At 74.2% G+C, this 17,323-nt stretch carries 15 protein-coding genes and 1 pseudogene; 5 read left to right on the top strand and 11 right to left on the bottom strand.

Features of this window, described 5'->3' with window-relative positions:
- Window positions 1–18 precede the first annotated feature (18 nt).
- The 3 genes from AC0VYN_RS20190 to AC0VYN_RS20180 all read left to right on the top strand — a co-directional run bounded on the left by AC0VYN_RS20190 (window position 19) and on the right by AC0VYN_RS20180 (window position 2,201).
- Window positions 19–501 carry a VOC family protein gene (locus AC0VYN_RS20190; RefSeq protein WP_475532079.1) on the top strand — a complete coding sequence of 161 codons (483 nt, stop codon included), beginning with the start codon at window positions 19–21 and terminating at the stop codon, window positions 499–501.
- A 169-nt stretch (window positions 502–670) separates the two neighbouring features.
- Window positions 671–1,468, top strand: coding sequence for a VOC family protein (locus tag AC0VYN_RS20185; protein ID WP_475532078.1), 798 nt, complete (start codon window positions 671–673; stop codon window positions 1,466–1,468).
- Window positions 1,469–1,499: 31 nt separating this feature from the next.
- Window positions 1,500–2,201: a ribonuclease H family protein gene (locus AC0VYN_RS20180; protein WP_475532077.1), complete on the top strand. Its 702-nt coding sequence runs from the start codon at window positions 1,500–1,502 to the stop codon at window positions 2,199–2,201.
- Between the two features lie 19 nt (window positions 2,202–2,220).
- Here the strand turns inward: AC0VYN_RS20180 and AC0VYN_RS20175 are convergent, their stop codons facing one another.
- Window positions 2,221–2,673 (bottom strand): SRPBCC family protein, encoded by a 453-nt coding sequence (locus AC0VYN_RS20175; RefSeq protein ID WP_385472377.1) that lies wholly within the window; start codon window positions 2,671–2,673, stop codon window positions 2,221–2,223.
- A 131-nt stretch (window positions 2,674–2,804) separates the two neighbouring features.
- Between AC0VYN_RS20175 and AC0VYN_RS20170 the strand changes: the two genes are divergently transcribed.
- Window positions 2,805–3,788: an aldo/keto reductase gene (locus AC0VYN_RS20170; protein ID WP_475532076.1), complete on the top strand. Its 984-nt coding sequence runs from the start codon at window positions 2,805–2,807 to the stop codon at window positions 3,786–3,788.
- A 51-nt stretch (window positions 3,789–3,839) separates the two neighbouring features.
- Here the strand turns inward: AC0VYN_RS20170 and AC0VYN_RS20165 are convergent, their stop codons facing one another.
- Window positions 3,840–4,187: a hypothetical protein gene (locus AC0VYN_RS20165; protein WP_385472383.1), complete on the bottom strand. Its 348-nt coding sequence runs from the start codon at window positions 4,185–4,187 to the stop codon at window positions 3,840–3,842.
- A 235-nt stretch (window positions 4,188–4,422) separates the two neighbouring features.
- Between AC0VYN_RS20165 and AC0VYN_RS20160 the strand changes: the two genes are divergently transcribed.
- A complete protein-coding gene (locus AC0VYN_RS20160; protein ID WP_385472392.1) occupies window positions 4,423–4,848 on the top strand; it encodes a DUF6328 family protein in 426 nt (141 codons plus the stop codon).
- A 52-nt stretch (window positions 4,849–4,900) separates the two neighbouring features.
- Here AC0VYN_RS20160 and AC0VYN_RS20155 read toward each other — a convergent pair whose 3' ends face one another.
- The 9 genes and pseudogenes from AC0VYN_RS20155 to AC0VYN_RS20115 form a co-directional block, all read right to left on the bottom strand.
- Window positions 4,901–5,326, bottom strand: coding sequence for an SsgA family sporulation/cell division regulator (locus tag AC0VYN_RS20155; RefSeq protein ID WP_385472386.1), 426 nt, complete (start codon window positions 5,324–5,326; stop codon window positions 4,901–4,903).
- A 100-nt stretch (window positions 5,327–5,426) separates the two neighbouring features.
- The gene (locus AC0VYN_RS20150; RefSeq protein ID WP_475532075.1) at window positions 5,427–6,401 is read right to left on the bottom strand and encodes an LLM class F420-dependent oxidoreductase; all 975 of its coding nucleotides are present in this window, start codon (window positions 6,399–6,401) and stop codon (window positions 5,427–5,429) included.
- A gap of 67 nt (window positions 6,402–6,468) precedes the next feature.
- On the bottom strand, window positions 6,469–8,052 hold the full coding sequence (locus tag AC0VYN_RS20145; protein ID WP_475532074.1) for a serine/threonine-protein kinase: 1,584 nt from the start codon (window positions 8,050–8,052) through the stop codon (window positions 6,469–6,471).
- Between the two features lie 139 nt (window positions 8,053–8,191).
- Window positions 8,192–9,151 carry a threonine/serine dehydratase gene (locus AC0VYN_RS20140; RefSeq protein WP_475532073.1) on the bottom strand — a complete coding sequence of 320 codons (960 nt, stop codon included), beginning with the start codon at window positions 9,149–9,151 and terminating at the stop codon, window positions 8,192–8,194.
- Between the two features lie 132 nt (window positions 9,152–9,283).
- Window positions 9,284–10,576: a CAP domain-containing protein gene (locus AC0VYN_RS20135; RefSeq protein ID WP_475532072.1), complete on the bottom strand. Its 1,293-nt coding sequence runs from the start codon at window positions 10,574–10,576 to the stop codon at window positions 9,284–9,286.
- A 91-nt stretch (window positions 10,577–10,667) separates the two neighbouring features.
- Window positions 10,668–13,617, bottom strand: a pseudogene (locus AC0VYN_RS20130) (helix-turn-helix transcriptional regulator).
- 63 nt (window positions 13,618–13,680) lie between these two features.
- The gene (locus AC0VYN_RS20125; protein WP_475532071.1) at window positions 13,681–14,034 is read right to left on the bottom strand and encodes a UBP-type zinc finger domain-containing protein; all 354 of its coding nucleotides are present in this window, start codon (window positions 14,032–14,034) and stop codon (window positions 13,681–13,683) included.
- Window positions 14,031–15,488, bottom strand: a complete 1,458-nt coding sequence (locus AC0VYN_RS20120; RefSeq protein WP_475532070.1) for an ATP-binding protein — start codon at window positions 15,486–15,488, stop codon at window positions 14,031–14,033. Before AC0VYN_RS20120 ends, AC0VYN_RS20125 begins: the two co-directional genes overlap by 4 nt.
- Complete coding sequence (locus tag AC0VYN_RS20115) at window positions 15,485–17,161, bottom strand: NAD(P)/FAD-dependent oxidoreductase (protein WP_475532069.1); 1,677 nt, start codon at window positions 17,159–17,161, stop codon at window positions 15,485–15,487. Before AC0VYN_RS20115 ends, AC0VYN_RS20120 begins: the two co-directional genes overlap by 4 nt.
- Window positions 17,162–17,323 lie beyond the last annotated feature (162 nt).

The raw sequence follows: 17,323 nt of genomic DNA, 5'->3' as shown, positions 1-17,323 counted from the left end.
CGCACCTGGGAGGTACTCATGACCACCGACGGATTCACCACGTGTCTCTGGTTCGACGGCCGGGCTGAGGAGGCCGCCGAGTTCTACGTCTCGGTCTTCAAGAACTCGAGCATCGGCGCCGTCACCCACTACCCCGAGGGCGCGCCCGGCACCGCCGGCTCCGTCCTGACCGTCGACTTCACGGCCAACGGCCAGAGGTTCGTCGCCCTCAACGGCGGGCCCCAGTTCACCTTCAACGAGGCCGTCTCCTTCCAGGTCATGTGCGAGAGCCAGGAGGAGGTCGACCACTACTGGGCCAAGCTCGTCGAGGGCGGCGGCGAGACGGGACCCTGCGGCTGGCTCAAGGACCGGTTCGGGGTGTCGTGGCAGGTCGTGCCCGCCCGGATCGAGGAGATGTTCCGCGACGAGGATCCGGCCAGGGCCGCGCGTGCCTTCAAGGCGATGATGTCGATGGGCAAGCTCGACATCGCCGAGCTGGAGAAGGCCTACGCGGGGCAGTGAGGCCACGCCGCCGTGCCCGGCACGACGGTGCCCTCCCGGCCCGCCCACACGGCGGCGACGCTCGGCGCGCGCGGCCGGGCCGGGGTGACTAGCGTGAAAAAACGGACCGTCCACACCGTCCGCACCACCACAGCCATCAGGAACACCCAGCGACGCGGAGGCGGCAGTCATGGCCGTGCAACCCGAGGGAGCCCCTTGTTGGGCCGACGCGATGTTCAGCGACGTCGAGGGGGCCAAGCGCTTCTACGGCGACGTCCTCGGCTGGACCTTCGGCGAGTCGTCGTCGGAGTACGGCAACTACACCCAGTGCTACGCGAACGGCAAGGCGGTCGCCGCGGTGGTCCCGCCGCCGCCCGGCCAGCAGGACCACTCCCAGTGGTGCCTCTACTTCGCATCCCCGGACGCCGCCGCGACCGCCGGCCGCATCCGCGAGGCGGGCGGCGAGCTGCTGATGGAGCCGATGCGGGTCGGCGACTTCGGCACCATGTGCCTGGCCCGCGACCCGGGCGGCGTCGTGTTCGGCGTCTGGCAGGGCGGCACCCACGAGGGCTTCGAGGCGATGGCCGAACCCGGCGCGTACTGCTGGGCCGAGGTCTTCACCCGCGAGCCCGGCAAGTCGGACGCGTTCTTCCCCGCGGTCTTCTCCTACACGGAGAAGCAGATGGAGGACGAGCACGTGGACTTCCGCCTGTACGACCTGGACGACCGCCCCGTCCTCGGCCGGATGCGGATGACCGAGGACTTCCCGCCCGAGGTGGCGCCGTACATCAACGTCTACTTCACGGTCACCGACTGCGACGACGCCGTGGCCCGGGCCACCAAGCTCGGCGGAGTCCTGCGCTTCGGACCCATGGACACTCCGTTCGGCCGCTTCGCCGCGCTCAGCGACCCGCAGGGCGCGAGCTTCTCGGTGATCGACGTCACGAAGACCGAGGGGGAGATGCCCAAGCTCACGCCCGTCTCCTGAGGGCCGTCCGGGCACCCGGCCGGCCCATGGCATGATCGGGGCCATGCGTGAACGTGTGGTGGCCGCGTGCGACGGGGCTTCGAAGGGAAACCCGGGTCCGGCCGGCTGGGCCTGGGTGGTGGCCGACGCCTCGGAGGTTCCGGCCCGCTGGGAGGCGGGGCCGCTGGGCAAGGCCACCAACAACGTCGCCGAACTCACCGCGCTGGAGCGTCTGCTGGCGTCGACCGACCCGGACGTGCCGCTGGAGGTCCGGATGGACTCCCAGTACGCCATGAAGGCCGTCACCACCTGGCTGCCCGGCTGGAAGCGCAACGGCTGGAAGACGGCGGCCGGCAAGCCGGTCGCCAACCAGGAGCTGGTCGTGCGCATCGACGAGCTGCTCGACGGCCGCTCGGTCGAGTTCCGCTACGTACCCGCCCACCAGGTCGACGGCGACCGGCTCAACGACTTCGCCGACCGCGCCGCCAGCCAGGCGGCCACCGCCCAGGAGCGCGCGGGCAGCGGCCTCGGTTCACCCGAGCCGCCGCCCTCGCCGGACGTCCCGGCGGCGCGGAAGGCGCCGCGCCGCGCGCCCGCGGCGGGCCGCAGGAGCGGGGGCGCCTCCGCGCGCACCATCAAGGCGAAGTTCCCCGGGCGCTGCGCGTGCGGCCGTTCCTACGCGGCCGGGGAGTCGATCGCCAAGAACGACCAGGGTTGGGGCCATCCGGAGTGCCGCACGGCGGCGGCCGGATAGCCCCGGCCGGGCGCGCGGTTCACGCGACGGTGCCGCGCCAGCCCCCGGTCTCGCGACCGCGCTCCTCGATGAACCGCTTGAACCGCTCCAGGTCGCCCTTGGTCTGCCGCTGCACGACCCCGAGCTTGTCACCGACCTTCTCGGTGACGCCCTCCGGCTGGAACTCCATCCGGAGCATCACCTTGGTGCGGTCGTCACCCAGGCGGTGGAAGGTGACCGAACCCGCCTGCTTGGCCTCGCCGGACACCGTGGTCCACGCGACCCGCTCGTCCGGGACCTGCTCGGTGATCTCCGCGTCGAACTCACGGTGGACGCCGTCCACGCTCGTCACCCAGTGGGTGAGGGTGTCACCGCGCTGCTCGATGCGCTGCACCCCGTTCATGAACTCGGGGAACGACTCGAACTGGGTCCACTGGTTGTAGGCGGTACGGACCGGGACGCGGACCTCGATGGACTCCTCGACCTGCGACACGCTGTCTCTCCTCCTATGGTTCGTGGGACGGAGCCGCGCGGGTACCCGACGGTTTCCGGGTGAATCACCCCCCTCGTCGCGCGGGGCGTCCCGGCGCGGTCGCGCGACTTCGCGGATGACAGACTGACGGCATGGACGAGCGCACTTTCGACAGGTCGGACCAGCACGCGTCGGTGATCGGCCTCGGCACCTGGCAACTGGGTGCCGACTGGGGGGACGTCGACGACAAGGAAGCCCTCGGGGTACTGGAGGCCGCGGCCGAATCGGGCGTGACCTTCTTCGACACCGCCGACGTCTACGGCGACGGCCGCAGCGAGGAGACCATCGCGACCTTCCTGCGCAGCAGGCCGGACCTGCACGTGCTGGTCGCCACGAAGATGGGCCGGCGCGTCGAGCAGATCCCGCAGAACTACGTCCTCGACAACTTCCGGGACTGGAACGACCGTTCCCGCCGCAACCTCGGCGTCGACGTCGTCGACCTGGTGCAGCTGCACTGCCCGCCGACCCCGGTCTACTCCTCCGACGAGGTGTTCGACGCCCTGGACACCCTCGTCGAGGAGGAGCGGATCGCCGCGTACGGCGTCAGCGTCGAGACCTGCCAGGAGGCACTGACCGCCATCGCCCGGCCCAACGTGGCGAGCGTGCAGATCATCCTCAACCCGTTCCGCATGAAGCCCCTGCGCGAGGTCCTGCCGGCCGCCAGGGAGGCGGGCGTCGGCATCATCGCCCGGGTGCCGCTCGCCTCCGGCCTGCTGACCGGCAAGTACACCAAGGACACGGTCTTCGCCGCGAACGACCACCGCAGCTTCAACCGCCACGGCGAGGCGTTCGACCAGGGCGAGACCTTCTCCGGCGTCGACTTCGCCACCGGCGTGGAGGCCGCCGCGGAGTTCGCCGCCCTCGCCCCCGAGGGGTATACGCCCGCCCAGCTGGCGCTGCGCTGGATCGTCCAGCAGCCCGGCGTGACCACCGTGATCCCCGGCGCTCGCTCGCCCGAGCAGGCCCGCGCCAACACGGACGCCGCCCGGCTGCCGGAGCTGAGCGAGGAGACGCTCACGGCGGTCCGCGACCTCTACGACCGCCGGATCAAGCAGCAGGTCGAAGGCCGCTGGTAGTCCGCTCCGGCCGCCTCACGGCGCCACGCGCGGTACCTCTTACGGCCCCGCTCACGGCACCAGGAGCAGCTGCCGTTCCCGCTCCTGGTCGCCGGAGACGGCACCCTCGTCGCGCGTCGAGAAGGCGCCGGTCAGCGTCCTGCTCGCGGCCTCCACGGCCTGCGGCGTGCCCTGCACGGTGACCGTCACCGGCTCCGACAGCCCGGCCCCCGCCTCCCGTGGGGCCGGGTCCGCCTCCGGGGACGGCGGGGAGCTGAACGTCGCCGTGCGGATCGTCGCCCGCTCGTCGGCGGGCAGCTCGTCGGGTGCCCCGAAGGCGCCCTCCAAGGCGCGGACGACCGCCCGCGCGTCGTCGATGCCGCCCCCGCTGAGCGTCACGGTGAGCTGAGTGTCGGACATGCTGCGCCATCCTCCTAGGCCTGGGTGCGTGGGTCCCGCCCGTGTAACCGCCCCCGGACCGCCCAAACCGGACGCGCCGGCGACACGTCGTCTGACCGTGGGGAACCCGGGAAGAGGGAAGGGGGACCAGGCGTCGGCAACGGGAGGAACTGTGGCGCACACGGACGCGGACACGACGGGGCACTCGGGACGGCGCAGGGGGCGCGACGAGAGCGAGGAGGAGCGCGCGGACCGGATGTGGACGGAGCTGATCCAGGAGGTCCGCGTCGCGCAGATGGGCGTGCAGATCCTCTTCGGCTTCCTGCTCACCGTCGTGTTCACCCCCAAGTACGACGACCTGTCGGACGCCGACCGCACGCTCTACCTGGTGACGGTCGTCCTCGGGGCCGTGACGACCGGCGCCCTGATCGGGCCGGTGTCCCTGCACCGCCTCGTCTCGGGGCGGCGCGTGAAACCCCAGGCGGTGCAGTGGGCCTCACGGCTGACCCTGCTCGGCCTGGTGCTGCTGCTCGCCACCACGACCTCGTCGCTCCTGCTGATCCTGCGCGTCGCCACCCATGACGGCTTCGTGCCCTACCTGGTCACCGGCGTGGTGCTGTGGTACCTGCTGTGCTGGTTCGGCATACCCCTGTGGACCCGGCACCGCCACACGTCACGCTGACGGCGCGGCCCCTCCCGGGGGAGCCGCGCCGCGGCGGTGCGCCGGTGTCCGCTCAGCCGTCGGCCATCAGCTCCGCGAGGAAGTCGTCGACGTGCACCTCTTCCTCGCCCGGCCGGACCACCCCGTGGGTCTCGCGCAGGAACGCGGCCACCGCCGCAGCCCACACGAAGACCACGGCGCGATGACGCTCCCCGTCGGGCCGGTGGTCGCCGAGGAACTCCATGCGCAGCTCCTCCCACATGCCCCGCGACTCGGGGCGCATCCGGACGTCGCCCACACCGACCGGGCGGGCGAGTCCGTCGGCCACCATCTCCCGGTCCAGCGTCCAGCGGGCCAGCACGCGACCGTCATGGCTGAACACCACGGTGAGGGCGAACGGGTCCGCCGGGTCGTAGCTCAGGTGGGCGAGGACCGGGAAACGGTCGGCGTCGCCCGTCTGGAGCTGCACGACCAGGGTCTTGTGCACGAGGGAGTTCACGGCAGGGGCCTCCGGGAGAACAGACGTAGGGCCCTCTAGTACCCCGATCCCGCGCTAGATGCTCCGGCAACCGGGTGACTTCCTCGCCGGCCCCCGCCCGTCAGGACCCGAAGGCGTCGCGCAGGGCCGGCAGCAGGGTCTTCTCGGACCAGTCCAGGAACGCCCCCTGGGACTCGCCGCCGATCTGCACCAGGGCGACCTCGGTGAACCCGGCCTCCGCGTAGGGGCGCACGGCCTCGACGAAGGCGTCGGGGTCGTCACCGCAGGGGATGGACTCGGCGACGTCCCCGGGCGTGACGAACTGGGTCGCCGCGTCGAACGAATCGGGGTGCGGAAGCTCGGAGTTGACCTTCCAGCCGCTGCCGAACCAGCGGAACTGCGAGTGGGCGCGCTCGATCGCCGCGTCCCGGTCCGGGTCGTAGCAGACCGGCAGCTGGCCGACGCGCGGCTTGCCCCGGCCGCCGTGCCGGTCGAACGCCTCCAGCAGGTCGGACTTGGGCTCCGTGGCGATCACGAGATCGGCGTGCTCGCCCGCCAGCCGGCAGGAGCGCTCGCCGGAGACGGCGATCCCGATGGGCGGCGGGCTGTCCGGCAGGTCCCACAGCCGGGCCGACTCGACGTCGAAGTGCGTACCGCGATGGTTCACGTGACCGCCCTCGAAGAGCGCCTTGATGATCTCCAGGGCCTCCTCGAACATCTCGTGGCGCACGTCGACGGACGGCCAGCCGCCGCCCACCACGTGCTCGTTGAGGTTCTCGCCCGAGCCGAGCCCCAGCCGGAACCGTCCCTCGGCCAGCAGCTGCATCGTCGCCGCCTTCTGCGCCACGACCGCCGGGTGGTACCGGAACGTCGGACACGTCACGTACGTCATCAGCGGAATGCGGGAGGTCGCCTGGGCCGCGGCGCCCAGCACGCTCCACGCGTACGGCGCGTGCCCCTGCGAACGCAGCCACGGGAAGTAGTGGTCCGAGGTCACCGAGAAGTCGAAGCCCACCTGCTCGGCCCGCACCACGTGGTCGACGAGCTCACGGGGGCCGGCCTGCTCGGTCATCATCGTGTATCCGATTTGCACCATAGGAGGCGAGTCCCCGTCCGTGCCGGGCGAAAACGGGGACGCTCGCCACGAGCCGGTGCGGCGGCGGTCAGCCGGCGCCCTCCCGGAACGTCCCGAGGAAGGCGGCGAGCGCCCGCTCGTTCGCTGCGTCGTCCCAGGCGGCGGCCGGTGCGGTCCAGCGCAGCGAGAAGCTGCGCCCGCCGCCCAGCAGGAAACCGCGCCCGAAGGTGCGCACCCGGACGCCGTCGTCCTCGGCGAGCCACTCCATGTCGGCCGCCTCGCGCCCCCGGTACGCCGTCGCGCGGATGCCGCCGACCCTCCGGTACCCGCCCGACCGCTCCAGACCGGGCTCGACCTCGTCGCGCCAGACCGCCACCGGATCCGCCCCGGCCCGCTCGCTGTAGGTGACCGCCAGCGTCCGCGGGTCGCCGGACGCGCCGAAGACGACCCGGTACGCCCCGTCCGGCACCCGCGAGGTGGTCAGACGCCCCCAGCCCTCGGGAAGGGCCACGGAGAATCCCTCCGGCGCCTCGTAACGGCGGAACCCCGCGGGGACGGCGGCTCCGGACGGTGACGGCGAGGGTGACGGTGACGCGGTCGGCCGGGGAGCGGGGGAGGAGGGCGCGGTGCCGCCCGCGGGCGGTGCGGCGGGCGCCGGGGGACGCGGTCGCGAGCCCGTGTCGCCGCCCGGACCGGGCAGCGCGTGGGTGACGGCGAGGACGGCGCCCAATACGGCGGCCAGGGCCAGCACGGCCCCGGCGGCCGTCGTCCGCCGGATCGTGCCGCGGCCGGCCCGGCGCGCGGCGGCGCGCGCGTCACGCGGCCGGGGCCGCGGGACCGGGGACGGCGCGGCCCCGGGGCCGTCCGCCGCCACCCGGGCGAGGGCCTCACGCACCGCCGGGCGGCCCGGCCGCTCCCGGGAGTTCCGGCGCAGCAGGCCCTGGACCACCGGGGTGAGCGGCCCGGCTCGCACCGGGGCCCGCAGCGGCAGCCGGTCCACGCCCTTCAGCGTGGCCTCGGCCCGGCCCCGGTCACGGAACGCCGGACGGCCCTCGACCATCGTGTAGAGGATCGCGCCCAGCGACCACAGGTCGGCCGCGGGCCCGATCCGCTCGTCGCGGGCCTGCTCGGGGGACGCGTACGAGGGAGCGGTGAGCCGCGGGGCGAGCGTGGCGCCGGCCAGCCCGAAGCCGGTGACGACGACGGAGCCCTCCTCGCTCACGAACACCTGCCCGGGGCTGAGCTCGCCGTGCGTGACGCCCTGGTCGTGCGCCGCCTCCAGCACGTCCAGCAGCTCCAGCCCGATGCGTGCCGCCCGCACGTGACCGAACGCGCCCGCCCCTGCCACGAGTTCGCTCAGAGGCGTGCCACCGACCCACTCGGTGACCGTCCACAGGGCGCCGTGCTCCACGACGGCCTCGACCACCGCGGCCACCCGGTCCGGGCGGAGCAGCCGCACGGTCTCGCAGGTCCGCACGACCCGGCCGGTCACCCGCCGGGCGCTCTCGGCCGCGGGGTCCTCCGGGAGGCCGACCTGTGTCACCAGGAACGGGCGGCCCGACCCGGCCTCCTCCCCGGACCAGCAGACACGGTTCGTCTCCCGGTGGACGACCTCGACGAGGCGGTACCGTCCGGCTACCAGGTCGTGTGTGGAGACGTGCGCCCTGCCCATGGCCACCCCTCGTTCGCGCCGCCGGCTGTCCGCTCGCCCAGGGGTACGGTGAGCGGGCCGGGGAGCGTTCAACGGACGCGCGAAACGACCACCCGGACCTTCCCGCGGCGATCCGCGCGGGTCGCCGCGCGGCGCAGCGTCAGCGCAGCCCGAAACGGTCCGCCCAGGCCGCCATGTCGGCGGCCGTGGCGTTGCCCCCGCACACCACCAGCCCGATCCGGGCGCCGTCGCCCACCCGCTCCACCACCTGCCGGGCCGCGGGCAGCAGACAGCCCGCGGCGGGCTCGGTCCACACCTTCCCGTGCTCGGCGAGCTCCAGCGACCCCCGGATCGCCTCCCGGTCGGGCACCACGAGCACGTCGGTGACCAGCGCGGACACATGGTCGTACGTCAGCCGCGAGACGGACGGGGCGCTGAGCGTGGTGACGACCGACGACAGCGGCACGGGCAGCGGGCCGCCCGCGGCACGCGCCCGGGACATGGCCTCGGCGCCCTCCGTCTCCACGCCCCAGACCCGCACGTCCGGGCGACGGGCCCGCATCGCCGCCGCCACGCCCGCGATCAGCCCGCCGCCGCCGACGCTCACGACCACGTCGGTGAGCTCCCCGGCGTCCTCCGCGAACTCCAGCCCCACGGTGCCCTGCCCCGCGATCACCACGGGGTCGTCGAACGGGTGGACCAGGGTCAGCCCCTCCTCCCGCAGCCGCGTCACCAGCGCGAAGGCACTGTCCATGCCGTCGGTGAGCCGTACCAGCGCGCCCGCCTCCTCGGCCGTCTCCAGCGAACGCGCGGGTGCCGTACGCGGCATCACCACCGTGGCCTTCACGTCGAGCGCCGCGGCCATCACCGCCACGGCGATGCCGTGGTTGCCGCCGCTGACCGCCACGACACCCGCCGCCCGCTCCGCCTCGGTCAGCGACAGCAGCTTCGCCGTCGCGCCGCGCGCCTTGAACGACCCGGTGCGCTGGAGCAGCTCCAGCTTGGCGGTGACCGGGGTCCCGAGCAGCGCGGTCAGCCCCGGGCTCGGCACCGTCGGGGTGCGTACGACATGGCCGGCGATCCGTGCGGCCGCGGCTTCGATCTCCGTGATCCCGATCAAGGCACCCATCCTTCCGGCGCGGGTGGTGATCCACGCCGTCCCGCAGCCTTTCGCGTGTCGCTTCCCAGGTCAACAGGGCTCCCCGGCGCGGCCGGTGAGGCCCGTGGCTCGGACTTGCCCCGGGAGGGCCCGTCAGCCGCCGAAGAGCTGGGTCCAGTACATGCCCGCCCGGCCGCCGCCGGCCAGGCCGACCCCGATGTGCGTGAAGTCGGCCCTGAGGATGTTGGCACGGTGCCCGGGGCTGTTCATCCAGCCCTCCACCACGTCGGCGGGGGAGCGCTGGCCGCAGGCTATGTTCTCGCCGACCGTGCGCCGCGTGGCGCCCGCGGCGGCGGCCCGGTCCCAGGGCCTTCCGCCGTCCGGATCGGTGTGCGAGTAGAAGTCCCGGGCCACCATGTCCGCGCTGTGCGCCTGCGCGGCCGCGGTGAGCCGCGGGTCGGCGGCCAGCCCGGGCAGCCCGGCCCGGGCCCGCTCCCGGTTGGTGAGCTCGACGACCTCGCCCGTCGCGCGGCCGAGACCGTCCGGTGTCAGCGGCACGGCCCACAGGGCCGTCCAGTACGTGTCGCCCGCGGGGCCGCCGGTGACGTACCCCCAGCCTGCGTGCGTGAAGGCGGCGTCGTGCAGGGTGCGGCGGGCCCGCTCGGTGCGCAGACAGTGCCCGACGAACTCCGCCGGCGTGCGCGGGCCCGAGACCAGGTGCTCGCCGACGGTGAGATACGCGTATCCGGCCAGGACGACGCGCTGATGGACCGAGACGCCGTCCCGGGTCTCCACGCTCAGGGCACCGGCCGCCGCCATGGCACCGGCGTGCGAGCGGGCCGCCGAGGCCAGGCGCGCGTCGGCCGAGACGGGCGGCGCTCCGGCCGCCGCACGGGCGGAGTTGACCAGCCCGAGAAAGCCGTCGGAGGCGGCGGGCTCCGGCGCCGCCGGGCCGGAGCCCTGGGCGTCGTCCACGACCTCCACCCCGAAGTCCCGCGCCAGGCCGGCGAGTCCGTCCGCGTACCCCTGGCCGAGGGCGCGCAGCTTCCAGCGGTCGCCCCGCCGGTAGAGCTCCGCCAGGAGCAGCACGGTCTCCCGGCGCGGGACGGGCGGGGTGAACCGGGCGAGGGTCCGGCCGGCCGCGTCGGCCACCTCCAGGGTGGGGGCGGGCGGGCCGCTCAGCGGCGTGCCGGGGACGGCGGGGCTGACGGCCACCGTCACCCGGGTGGCCCCGGCGCGCAGCCGCCGCGGATCCACGGTCAGCGTGTCGTCCCGCAGCCGGGCGCCGGGAGCGTCGGGCTGGTCGTAGAAGACGAAGTCGCCGTCACCGCCCACCTTTCCGCCGTCGTCCGTGACGAGCGCGGACACGTCGAACCCGCCCGGCACCCGCACGCTCACGGGGCCGTCCGGCAGGGGGATGTTGCCACCCGGGACCAACTCGCTCATCCTGTCCGCCCTGTGTCGTGGTTCGCCATGGGGTGGGGTGCCCGGACAACGTCCCCCGGCCGGACGGGGTTCCCGGCACGCCCGGACGGCATCAGCCCGAGGCGGTCGCCTCCGGCGCGACCAGCCCCTGCCGGTAGGCGACCGCGACGGCCTCCGTCCGGCTCGAAGCACCCAGTTTGGCGAGGATGTTGGAGACGTGGACGCTCGCCGTCTTGGCGCTGATGAACAGCTCCTCGCCGATCTGCCGGTTGCTGCGCCCCACGGCGAGGAGCCGCAGCACGTCCTGCTCGCGCGCCGTCAGCACGGCGGCACCCGTCCCGGCGGGCCGCGCCGGATCCGTGAGCCGGCCGCGGCGGGCCAGGGCGTCGAGCCGCTCGCGCAGCAGCGTGGCGCCGAGCCGGTCGGCCTCCCGGAGTACGGCGTCGGCCTCGGCGGCCGCCTCCTCGCGGCGGCCCGGCCGCCAGCAGGGCCTCGGCCAGCCGCAGCCGGCACCGCGCCCGTTCGTAGGGATCGCCGAACGCGAAGGCGGCCACCGCCCGCTCCCAGGACGCCGGGTCCGGCGCGTCGGCCGAGGTCCGCGCCCACTCCGCCTCCGCCCGGGCCAGCCACGCCTGGCCCTCCGGGCCCTGGGGGAGGTCGTCGAAACCGTGCTCGGCGGACCAGCGGGCCTCGGCCAGCAGTTCGGCCGCCGTGTCCGTCCAGCGGGCCGCCCCCGCCGCGTCCCCGGCCCGGCGCAGCTCCGCCACGGTGTCGGCCACCGCGGACAGCGCGAGGGTGACGAGCCGGACGGTCACGGCGGGCCGCGTGCCCCCCTCGGTGAGCGCCTCCACGGTGGACCGGCTCCACCGCACGGCCTCCTCCGCGTTCCCGCGCAGCGCCGCCGCGTCGGTCAGTACGAGCCCCCCGACCATTCGCGCCATCCAGTCGAACGGCCCCTCCAGCAGGCTCCGGGCCCGCTCGGCCGCCCCGAAGTCGCCCCGCGCCAGCGCCACGTACAGCCCGGGGCCGAGGGCGTGACCGCCCACGGCCGGCCGCACCCCGGCCTGCTCGGCGGACTCGCGCAGCACCTCGTCCCAGTGGCCCAGCGTGTACTGCACGAGCAGCCGCAGATACCGCATCTCCCGCGGATAGGGCGAGGACAGCAGCCCGGAGCGGCGGGCCCGCTCCAGTCCCTCCGACGCCCAGGGCAGGCACTCCTCCAGGTCGCCGGATTCGAAGCTGCCGATGGCGAGATTGAACAGCGCGCGCAGCTCCACGGGCGCGTTGCCCGCCCGCCGCGCCAGCTCGCGTGCCTCCAGCAGCCGTTCCCGGCCCGCCGGGGTGGAGCGGTTGCCGCCCTCCAGAGTCGTCAGGGAGATCAGCAGATCGGCGCGGGCGTCGGTGACCCCCAGCTCCTCCGCGACCCGCAGGGCCCGGTGGGCGACCCGCAGCGCGGTCTCGTTCTCCCCGACCTGGCGGGCCGCCGTCACGTGCGTGGCCGCGGCCCACACCCACGTCGACGAGGGGGGCTCGGCGGGGATCAGTTCGAGGGCCTCGGTGCTGTGGGTGTACGCGGCCGACAGGTTGTCGACGCTCAGCAGGTTCCCGGCGAGGGTGTAGCGGACGCGGGCGGCCAGCTCCAGGTCGGCGTCCTGGCCGAGGCCCGCCAGCGCGGACCGGGTCAGGGAGACCGCGCGGTGCAGCTCCCCGGCGTGCGCGGCGGCGGCCGAGGCCCGCAGGGTCAGCGTCACCGCGTCGGCGCCGGTGGGGCGTCGCGTGGCGTCGACCGCCGTCCACAGGTCGAGGGCCGCCTCCAGGTGCCGCAGCTCCTCGGCGGGCGCGCCGACGCGCTGGGCGTGGTCGGCTGCCTCCAGCGAGGCGGCGAGGGCCTCGGACAGGTCGTGGCTCTCGCGGTAGTGGTGGGCGCGCTCGGCGGCGCTGTCGGAGCGGCGGTCCGGCCCCGCGAGCAGCCGGGCGAACGCGCCGTGCAGCCGGGCCCGTTCACCCGGGAGGAGATCGGCGTAGACGGCCTCCCGGGCGAGGGCGTGCCGGAAGGAGTACGCGTTCCCGTCGCCGGAGACGAGCAACTGCCGCTCCACGGCCTCGCGCAGCGCCGACTCCAGCTCCTCCTCGGGCAGCCCCACGGCGTCCCGCAGCAGGCCGTGCCCCACGCGGCGCCCGGCGACGGCGGCGGTGCGCAGCACCTGCTGGGCGGTCTCGGACAGCTGCTCGAACCGGATCAGCAGGACGTCGGCCAGACCGCTGGGCACACCCCCGGCGGGGGTGTCCGTGGCCGCGACCAGTTCCTCGGCGTAGAAGGCGTTGCCCTCGGCGCGTTCGACGATCCGGTGCACGGTGGTGTCCGGCAGCGGCCGGTCGCGCAGGGCGCGCACCAGCCGGGCCACGTCGGCGTCCGGCAGGGGACGCAGCTCCAGCCGCTCCACGGCGGGCAACCGCACCAACTCGGCGAGCAGCGGGCGCAACGGGTGGCGGCGGTGCAGGTCGTCCGCCCGGTACGAGGCCAGCACCGCGATCCGGTGGCGCTGCAGCACCCCCCGGCTGAGCAGGAACCGCAGCAGGTCCCGGGAGGACTGGTCGGCCCAGTGCAGGTCCTCCAGGACCAGCAGCAGCGGCGCGGCGTCCGCCAGGGCGGTCAGCAGGGCGGCCACGCCCTCGAAGAGCAGCAGCCGGGAACGTGGGGCGCCACCGTCGTCCTCCGGGCCGCCCCCGAGCAGGCGCTCCGCTGCCGGATGCGCGGCCAGCACGGAGGCGAACCGCTCGTCGGCGGCCAGTACCCCGAGGATCTCGGTGAACGGCAGATACGGCAGACCGACGTCCCCCAGGTCGACGCAGTGCCCGGTGAGCACGGTCGTCCCGGCCGCGGCGGCCCGCCCGGCGACCTCGTCCAGCGTGCGGGTCTTGCCCACCCCGGCGTCGCCGGCGACGAGCACCGCGCGGGCCTCACCGGCACGGGCGCGCTCCAGCGCACCGGTGAGACGCGCGAGTTCGTCCTCGCGGCCGACGAGCGGGCTGGTGAGTGAGGTCTGCGGCACGCCGCCCATCCTGACACGCGTCCCGGACGACGGGCCCGGCCCCGCCGTCGCGGGCCGCGGGCCCGCGCGCGGTCAGCGGCGCAGCGTGGCGGCCCAGTCCGCCGGGACCCGCTCCGCCGGGCCGGGCGCCGGCTGGTCGGCGGGGTGGCTCCCCGGTGATGCGAGTGCCGGCCCCGAGGCCCGTATTTCCTCGGTCGCGTAGTCCCAGAACCAGTCCTCGCCGGGCTCGTAACTCTGCACCACGGGATGCCCGGTGTCCCGGTAGTGGCCGGTCGCGTGCTGTCCGGGCGAGCTGTCGCAGCAGCCGACGTGGCCGCAGGCCGCGCAGCGCCGCAGGTGGAACCACCAGCCGCCCGACGCGTCGCACTCGACGCAGCCGGTGCCGCTCGGCGGGACGGCGGGGTCGATTCCGGTGTCACTGGTCATGCGGGCTCCTCGGTCGGGTCGGATGATGCCGCGGTGAGCGGAAGGAGCACCTGGAAACGGGTGTCGCCCGGCACGGAGTCGACCCGGAGGGTCCCGTGGTGCTTGTCGACCACGATCCGCCAGGAGATGTCCAGGCCGAGCCCGGTGCCCTCGCCCACCGGTTTGGTGGTGAAGAAGGGGTCGAAGATCCGCTCCCGGATCTCCGGGTCGATGCCGGTGCCGGTGTCGCGGAACTCCACCAGCAGCCGGTCGTGGTGGAGCGCGGTCCGCACGGTGAGCGAGCCGTCACCGCCCGTGTCGTTCACGGCGGCGACCGCGTTGTCGATCAGGTTGGTCCACACCTGGTTCAGTTCCGCCGGATACGCCGGGATGCGCGGCACCGTGCGGTCGTACTCCTTGACGACCCCGATCCGGGGGCCGATCTTACCCGACAGCATCAGCAGCGTGCTGTCCAGGAGTTCATGGACGTCGACGTTCCGGTAGGGCGCCCGGTCGAGCTGCGCGTACTGCTTGGCCGCGTCCACGAGATGGGAGACGCGGGCGGTGGAGTCCGCGATCTCGTTCATCAGCAGCTCGGTCTCGACGGTGTAGTTGAGCCAGCCGACCGCGGCCGGCAGGATCTCCGTGTCCACGGCCGCCGCGACCTGGTCCAGCCACTCGGTGTCCAGCCCGGCCTGCACGAAGGTCGGCGCGAGCTGCCAGCCCTGCTCGATGCCGTGGTCCTCCAGCCAGTCGCAGAGGGCGTCCTCCCGGTCGGCGGCCTCCAGCGGGCTCAGCGAGGGCGCCTTCGCGACCCGCTCGGCCGTGCGTTCCTGTATCTCGACGAGACCGGCCAGCGCGTCCCGGGAGAACGGGCCCTCGGCGATCACGGCGAGCTTGTGCCGCATCTTCGCCACCCGCTCCCGCAGCGTCGACGTCGCGCGTACGGCCGCGGCCGCCGGGTTGTTGAGCTCGTGCGTGAGACCGGCGGACAGCGAACCCAGCGCCAGCAGTCGCTCCCGCTGGCCGATGGTCCGCTGGGTGTTCTTGGAGCCGAAGAACAGCCCCTCCAGCAGATGCACCGCCATGGGGAACCACTCCCGCATGACGGCCGCGAAGGTGTCCGCCGGCAGCACGAAGAACCGGGTCGGCTCGGTGACCCGCATGGAGTTGTTGTAGACCTGCGGCACCCGGTCGCCGACGTAGGCCTGCATCGCGCCCGCGTAGACCCCGCGCTGCGAGGTGCGGTTGGTCTCCACGTCGTCCGCGCCGACCCGTCGGGAGAGCACGACCGTACCCTCCAGCATCACGTAGAAGCAGGTCGCGGGCTCGCCCTCGGTGTAGACCGGGCCGGGTTCGAACAGCTCCACCCGGCCCTCGGCGCACAGCCGGCCCAACTGGTCGGGGGAGAGCTTCTCGAAGAGGAACAGCCGCCCGATCTCCGCGGGGCTGCACGGCACCGGCCGCCCGCTCACGACTGCTCCAGGTAACGGTGCACCAGCATCACGGCCATGGCTCCCTCTCCGACGGCGGACGCGACCCGCTTCGCGGACTCCGCGCGGGCGTCGCCCGCCACGAACACGCCCGGGACGCTGGTCTCCAGGTGGTACGGCGGCCGGTCCAGCTCCCAGTCCGCCGGCGGCCGCCCGTCGGGCGTCAGGTCGGGTCCGGCGAGGATGAACCCGCGCGCGTCCCGCAGCACCGTGCCGTCCAGCCAGTCGGTCAGCGGAGCCGCGCCGATGAACACGAACAGCCACTGGGCGTCGACGAGTTCGGTGCTCCCGCTCTCCGCGTCGCGCAGCGTCAGCCGCTCCAGGTGCCCGTCGCCGTGCGCGTTCTCGACCACCGTGCCGCAGCGCACGTGGATGTTGGGCGTCTCCTCGATCTGCTGGATCAGGTAGTGCGACATCGACGCCGCCAGGGAGCCGCCGCGCACCAGCAGCGTCACCGACTTGGCCCCCCGGGACAGGTACATCGCCGCCTGCCCGGCCGAGTTGGCGCCGCCCACGATGTACACGTCGTGGTCCTGGCAGGCCGCGGCCTCGGTCAGTGCCGACCCGTAGAACACCCCGCAGCCGGTCAGTTCCTCCGTGCCGGGGGCCGGGAGCTGGCGGTAGGAGACGCCGGTCGCCAGGATCACGCTGTGCGCGGCGATCGCCGAACCGTCCGAGAACCGCACGATCCGCGCCGCCCCGTTGGCCTCGAGTCCCGTCACCTCCCGCGCGGTGAGGATCTCGGCGCCGAACTTCGCCGCCTGCCGCCGGGCCCGCTCGGTGAGCTGCCCGCCGGACACGCCGTCCGGGAAGCCGAGGTAGTTCTCGATCCGGGAGCTCTGCCCGGCCTGCCCACCGGTCGCCGACCGCTCCACCAGCACCGTCCGCAGCCCCTCGGACGCCCCGTACACCGCGGCCCCGAGCCCGGCCGGCCCGCCGCCGACCACCACCAGGTCGTAGAACTCGGCCGCCGGTGTCGTCGCCAGCCCCACCCGGGCGGCGAGGTCCGCCGCCTCCGGCTCCACGAGCGGCGTCCCGTCCGGCGTGATCACCACCGGCAGCCGCTGTCCGTCCTGCCCGGCCGCCGACAGCAGCCGCCGCCCCTCGGGCTCGTCGGAGGAGTACCAGCGGTAGGGCACCTGGTTGCGGGCCAGGAACTCCCGGACCTCCGAGGAGCGCGCCGACCAGCGGTGTCCGACGACCTTGGTGCTCGGCACCGGCCGGTGGTCGCCGGCGCGCCACGCCACCAGCAGGTCGTCCAGCACCGGGTAGAGCTTCTCCTCCGGGGGATCCCACGGCTTGAGCAGGTAGTGGTCCAGGTCGACGACGTTGATCGCGTCGATGGCCGCGTTGGTGTCGGCGTACGCGGTCAGCAGCACCCGCCGGGCTCCCGGGTACACGTCGCAGGCCTGCTCGAGGAACTCGATGCCGTTCATCCGCGGCATCCGGTAGTCGGCGAGGATCACGGCCACCAGGTCACCGCGGAGCTTGAGTTCGCGCAGCGCCTCCAGCGCCGACTCGCCGGACTCCGCGCGCACGATCCGGTACGAGGCGCCGTAGCGCCGTCGCAGGTCACGGGCGACGGAACGGGAGACCCCCGGATCGTCGTCCACGGTCATGATGACGGTCCGCGTCGCCCCGTCGGCCTGTGCCATACGTCCCCCACGTCGAACGGCCGGATTCACGGCACGGCGTCCCCGTCACCGCACCGGCCTGTGACCATCGTATGGTCGTTCGCCCCGCACCGCTCGGGCCGGCGAGGGCCGCCGTGCCCGCCCGGTACCCGCTCCCACTGGGACATCGGGTGCGCACGGTAG

It is taken from the genome of Streptomyces sp. 63XJN7_1_ISO-PGPR-S23-121 (genome assembly GCF_056173025.1).
This window is presented reverse-complemented; position numbering and strand designations above follow the sequence as displayed.

Excerpts from the sequence above, each read along its gene's own strand:
- AC0VYN_RS20145 (WP_475532074.1), bottom strand. The coding sequence starts at position 8,052 with ATGGGCAGGGCGCACGTCTCCACACACGACCTGGTAGCCGGACGGTAC.
- AC0VYN_RS20135 (WP_475532072.1), bottom strand. The coding sequence starts at position 10,576 with ATGAGCGAGTTGGTCCCGGGTGGCAACATCCCCCTGCCGGACGGCCCC.
- AC0VYN_RS20180 (WP_475532077.1), top strand. The coding sequence starts at position 1,500 with ATGATCGGGGCCATGCGTGAACGTGTGGTGGCCGCGTGCGACGGGGCT.
- AC0VYN_RS20125 (WP_475532071.1), bottom strand. The coding sequence starts at position 14,034 with ATGACCAGTGACACCGGAATCGACCCCGCCGTCCCGCCGAGCGGCACC.
- AC0VYN_RS20115 (WP_475532069.1), bottom strand. The coding sequence starts at position 17,161 with ATGGCACAGGCCGACGGGGCGACGCGGACCGTCATCATGACCGTGGAC.
- AC0VYN_RS20165 (WP_385472383.1), bottom strand. The coding sequence starts at position 4,187 with ATGTCCGACACTCAGCTCACCGTGACGCTCAGCGGGGGCGGCATCGAC.
- AC0VYN_RS20160 (WP_385472392.1), top strand. The coding sequence starts at position 4,423 with ATGTGGACGGAGCTGATCCAGGAGGTCCGCGTCGCGCAGATGGGCGTG.
- AC0VYN_RS20170 (WP_475532076.1), top strand. The coding sequence starts at position 2,805 with ATGGACGAGCGCACTTTCGACAGGTCGGACCAGCACGCGTCGGTGATC.
- AC0VYN_RS20150 (WP_475532075.1), bottom strand. The coding sequence starts at position 6,401 with ATGGTGCAAATCGGATACACGATGATGACCGAGCAGGCCGGCCCCCGT.
- AC0VYN_RS20185 (WP_475532078.1), top strand. The coding sequence starts at position 671 with ATGGCCGTGCAACCCGAGGGAGCCCCTTGTTGGGCCGACGCGATGTTC.
- AC0VYN_RS20190 (WP_475532079.1), top strand. The coding sequence starts at position 19 with ATGACCACCGACGGATTCACCACGTGTCTCTGGTTCGACGGCCGGGCT.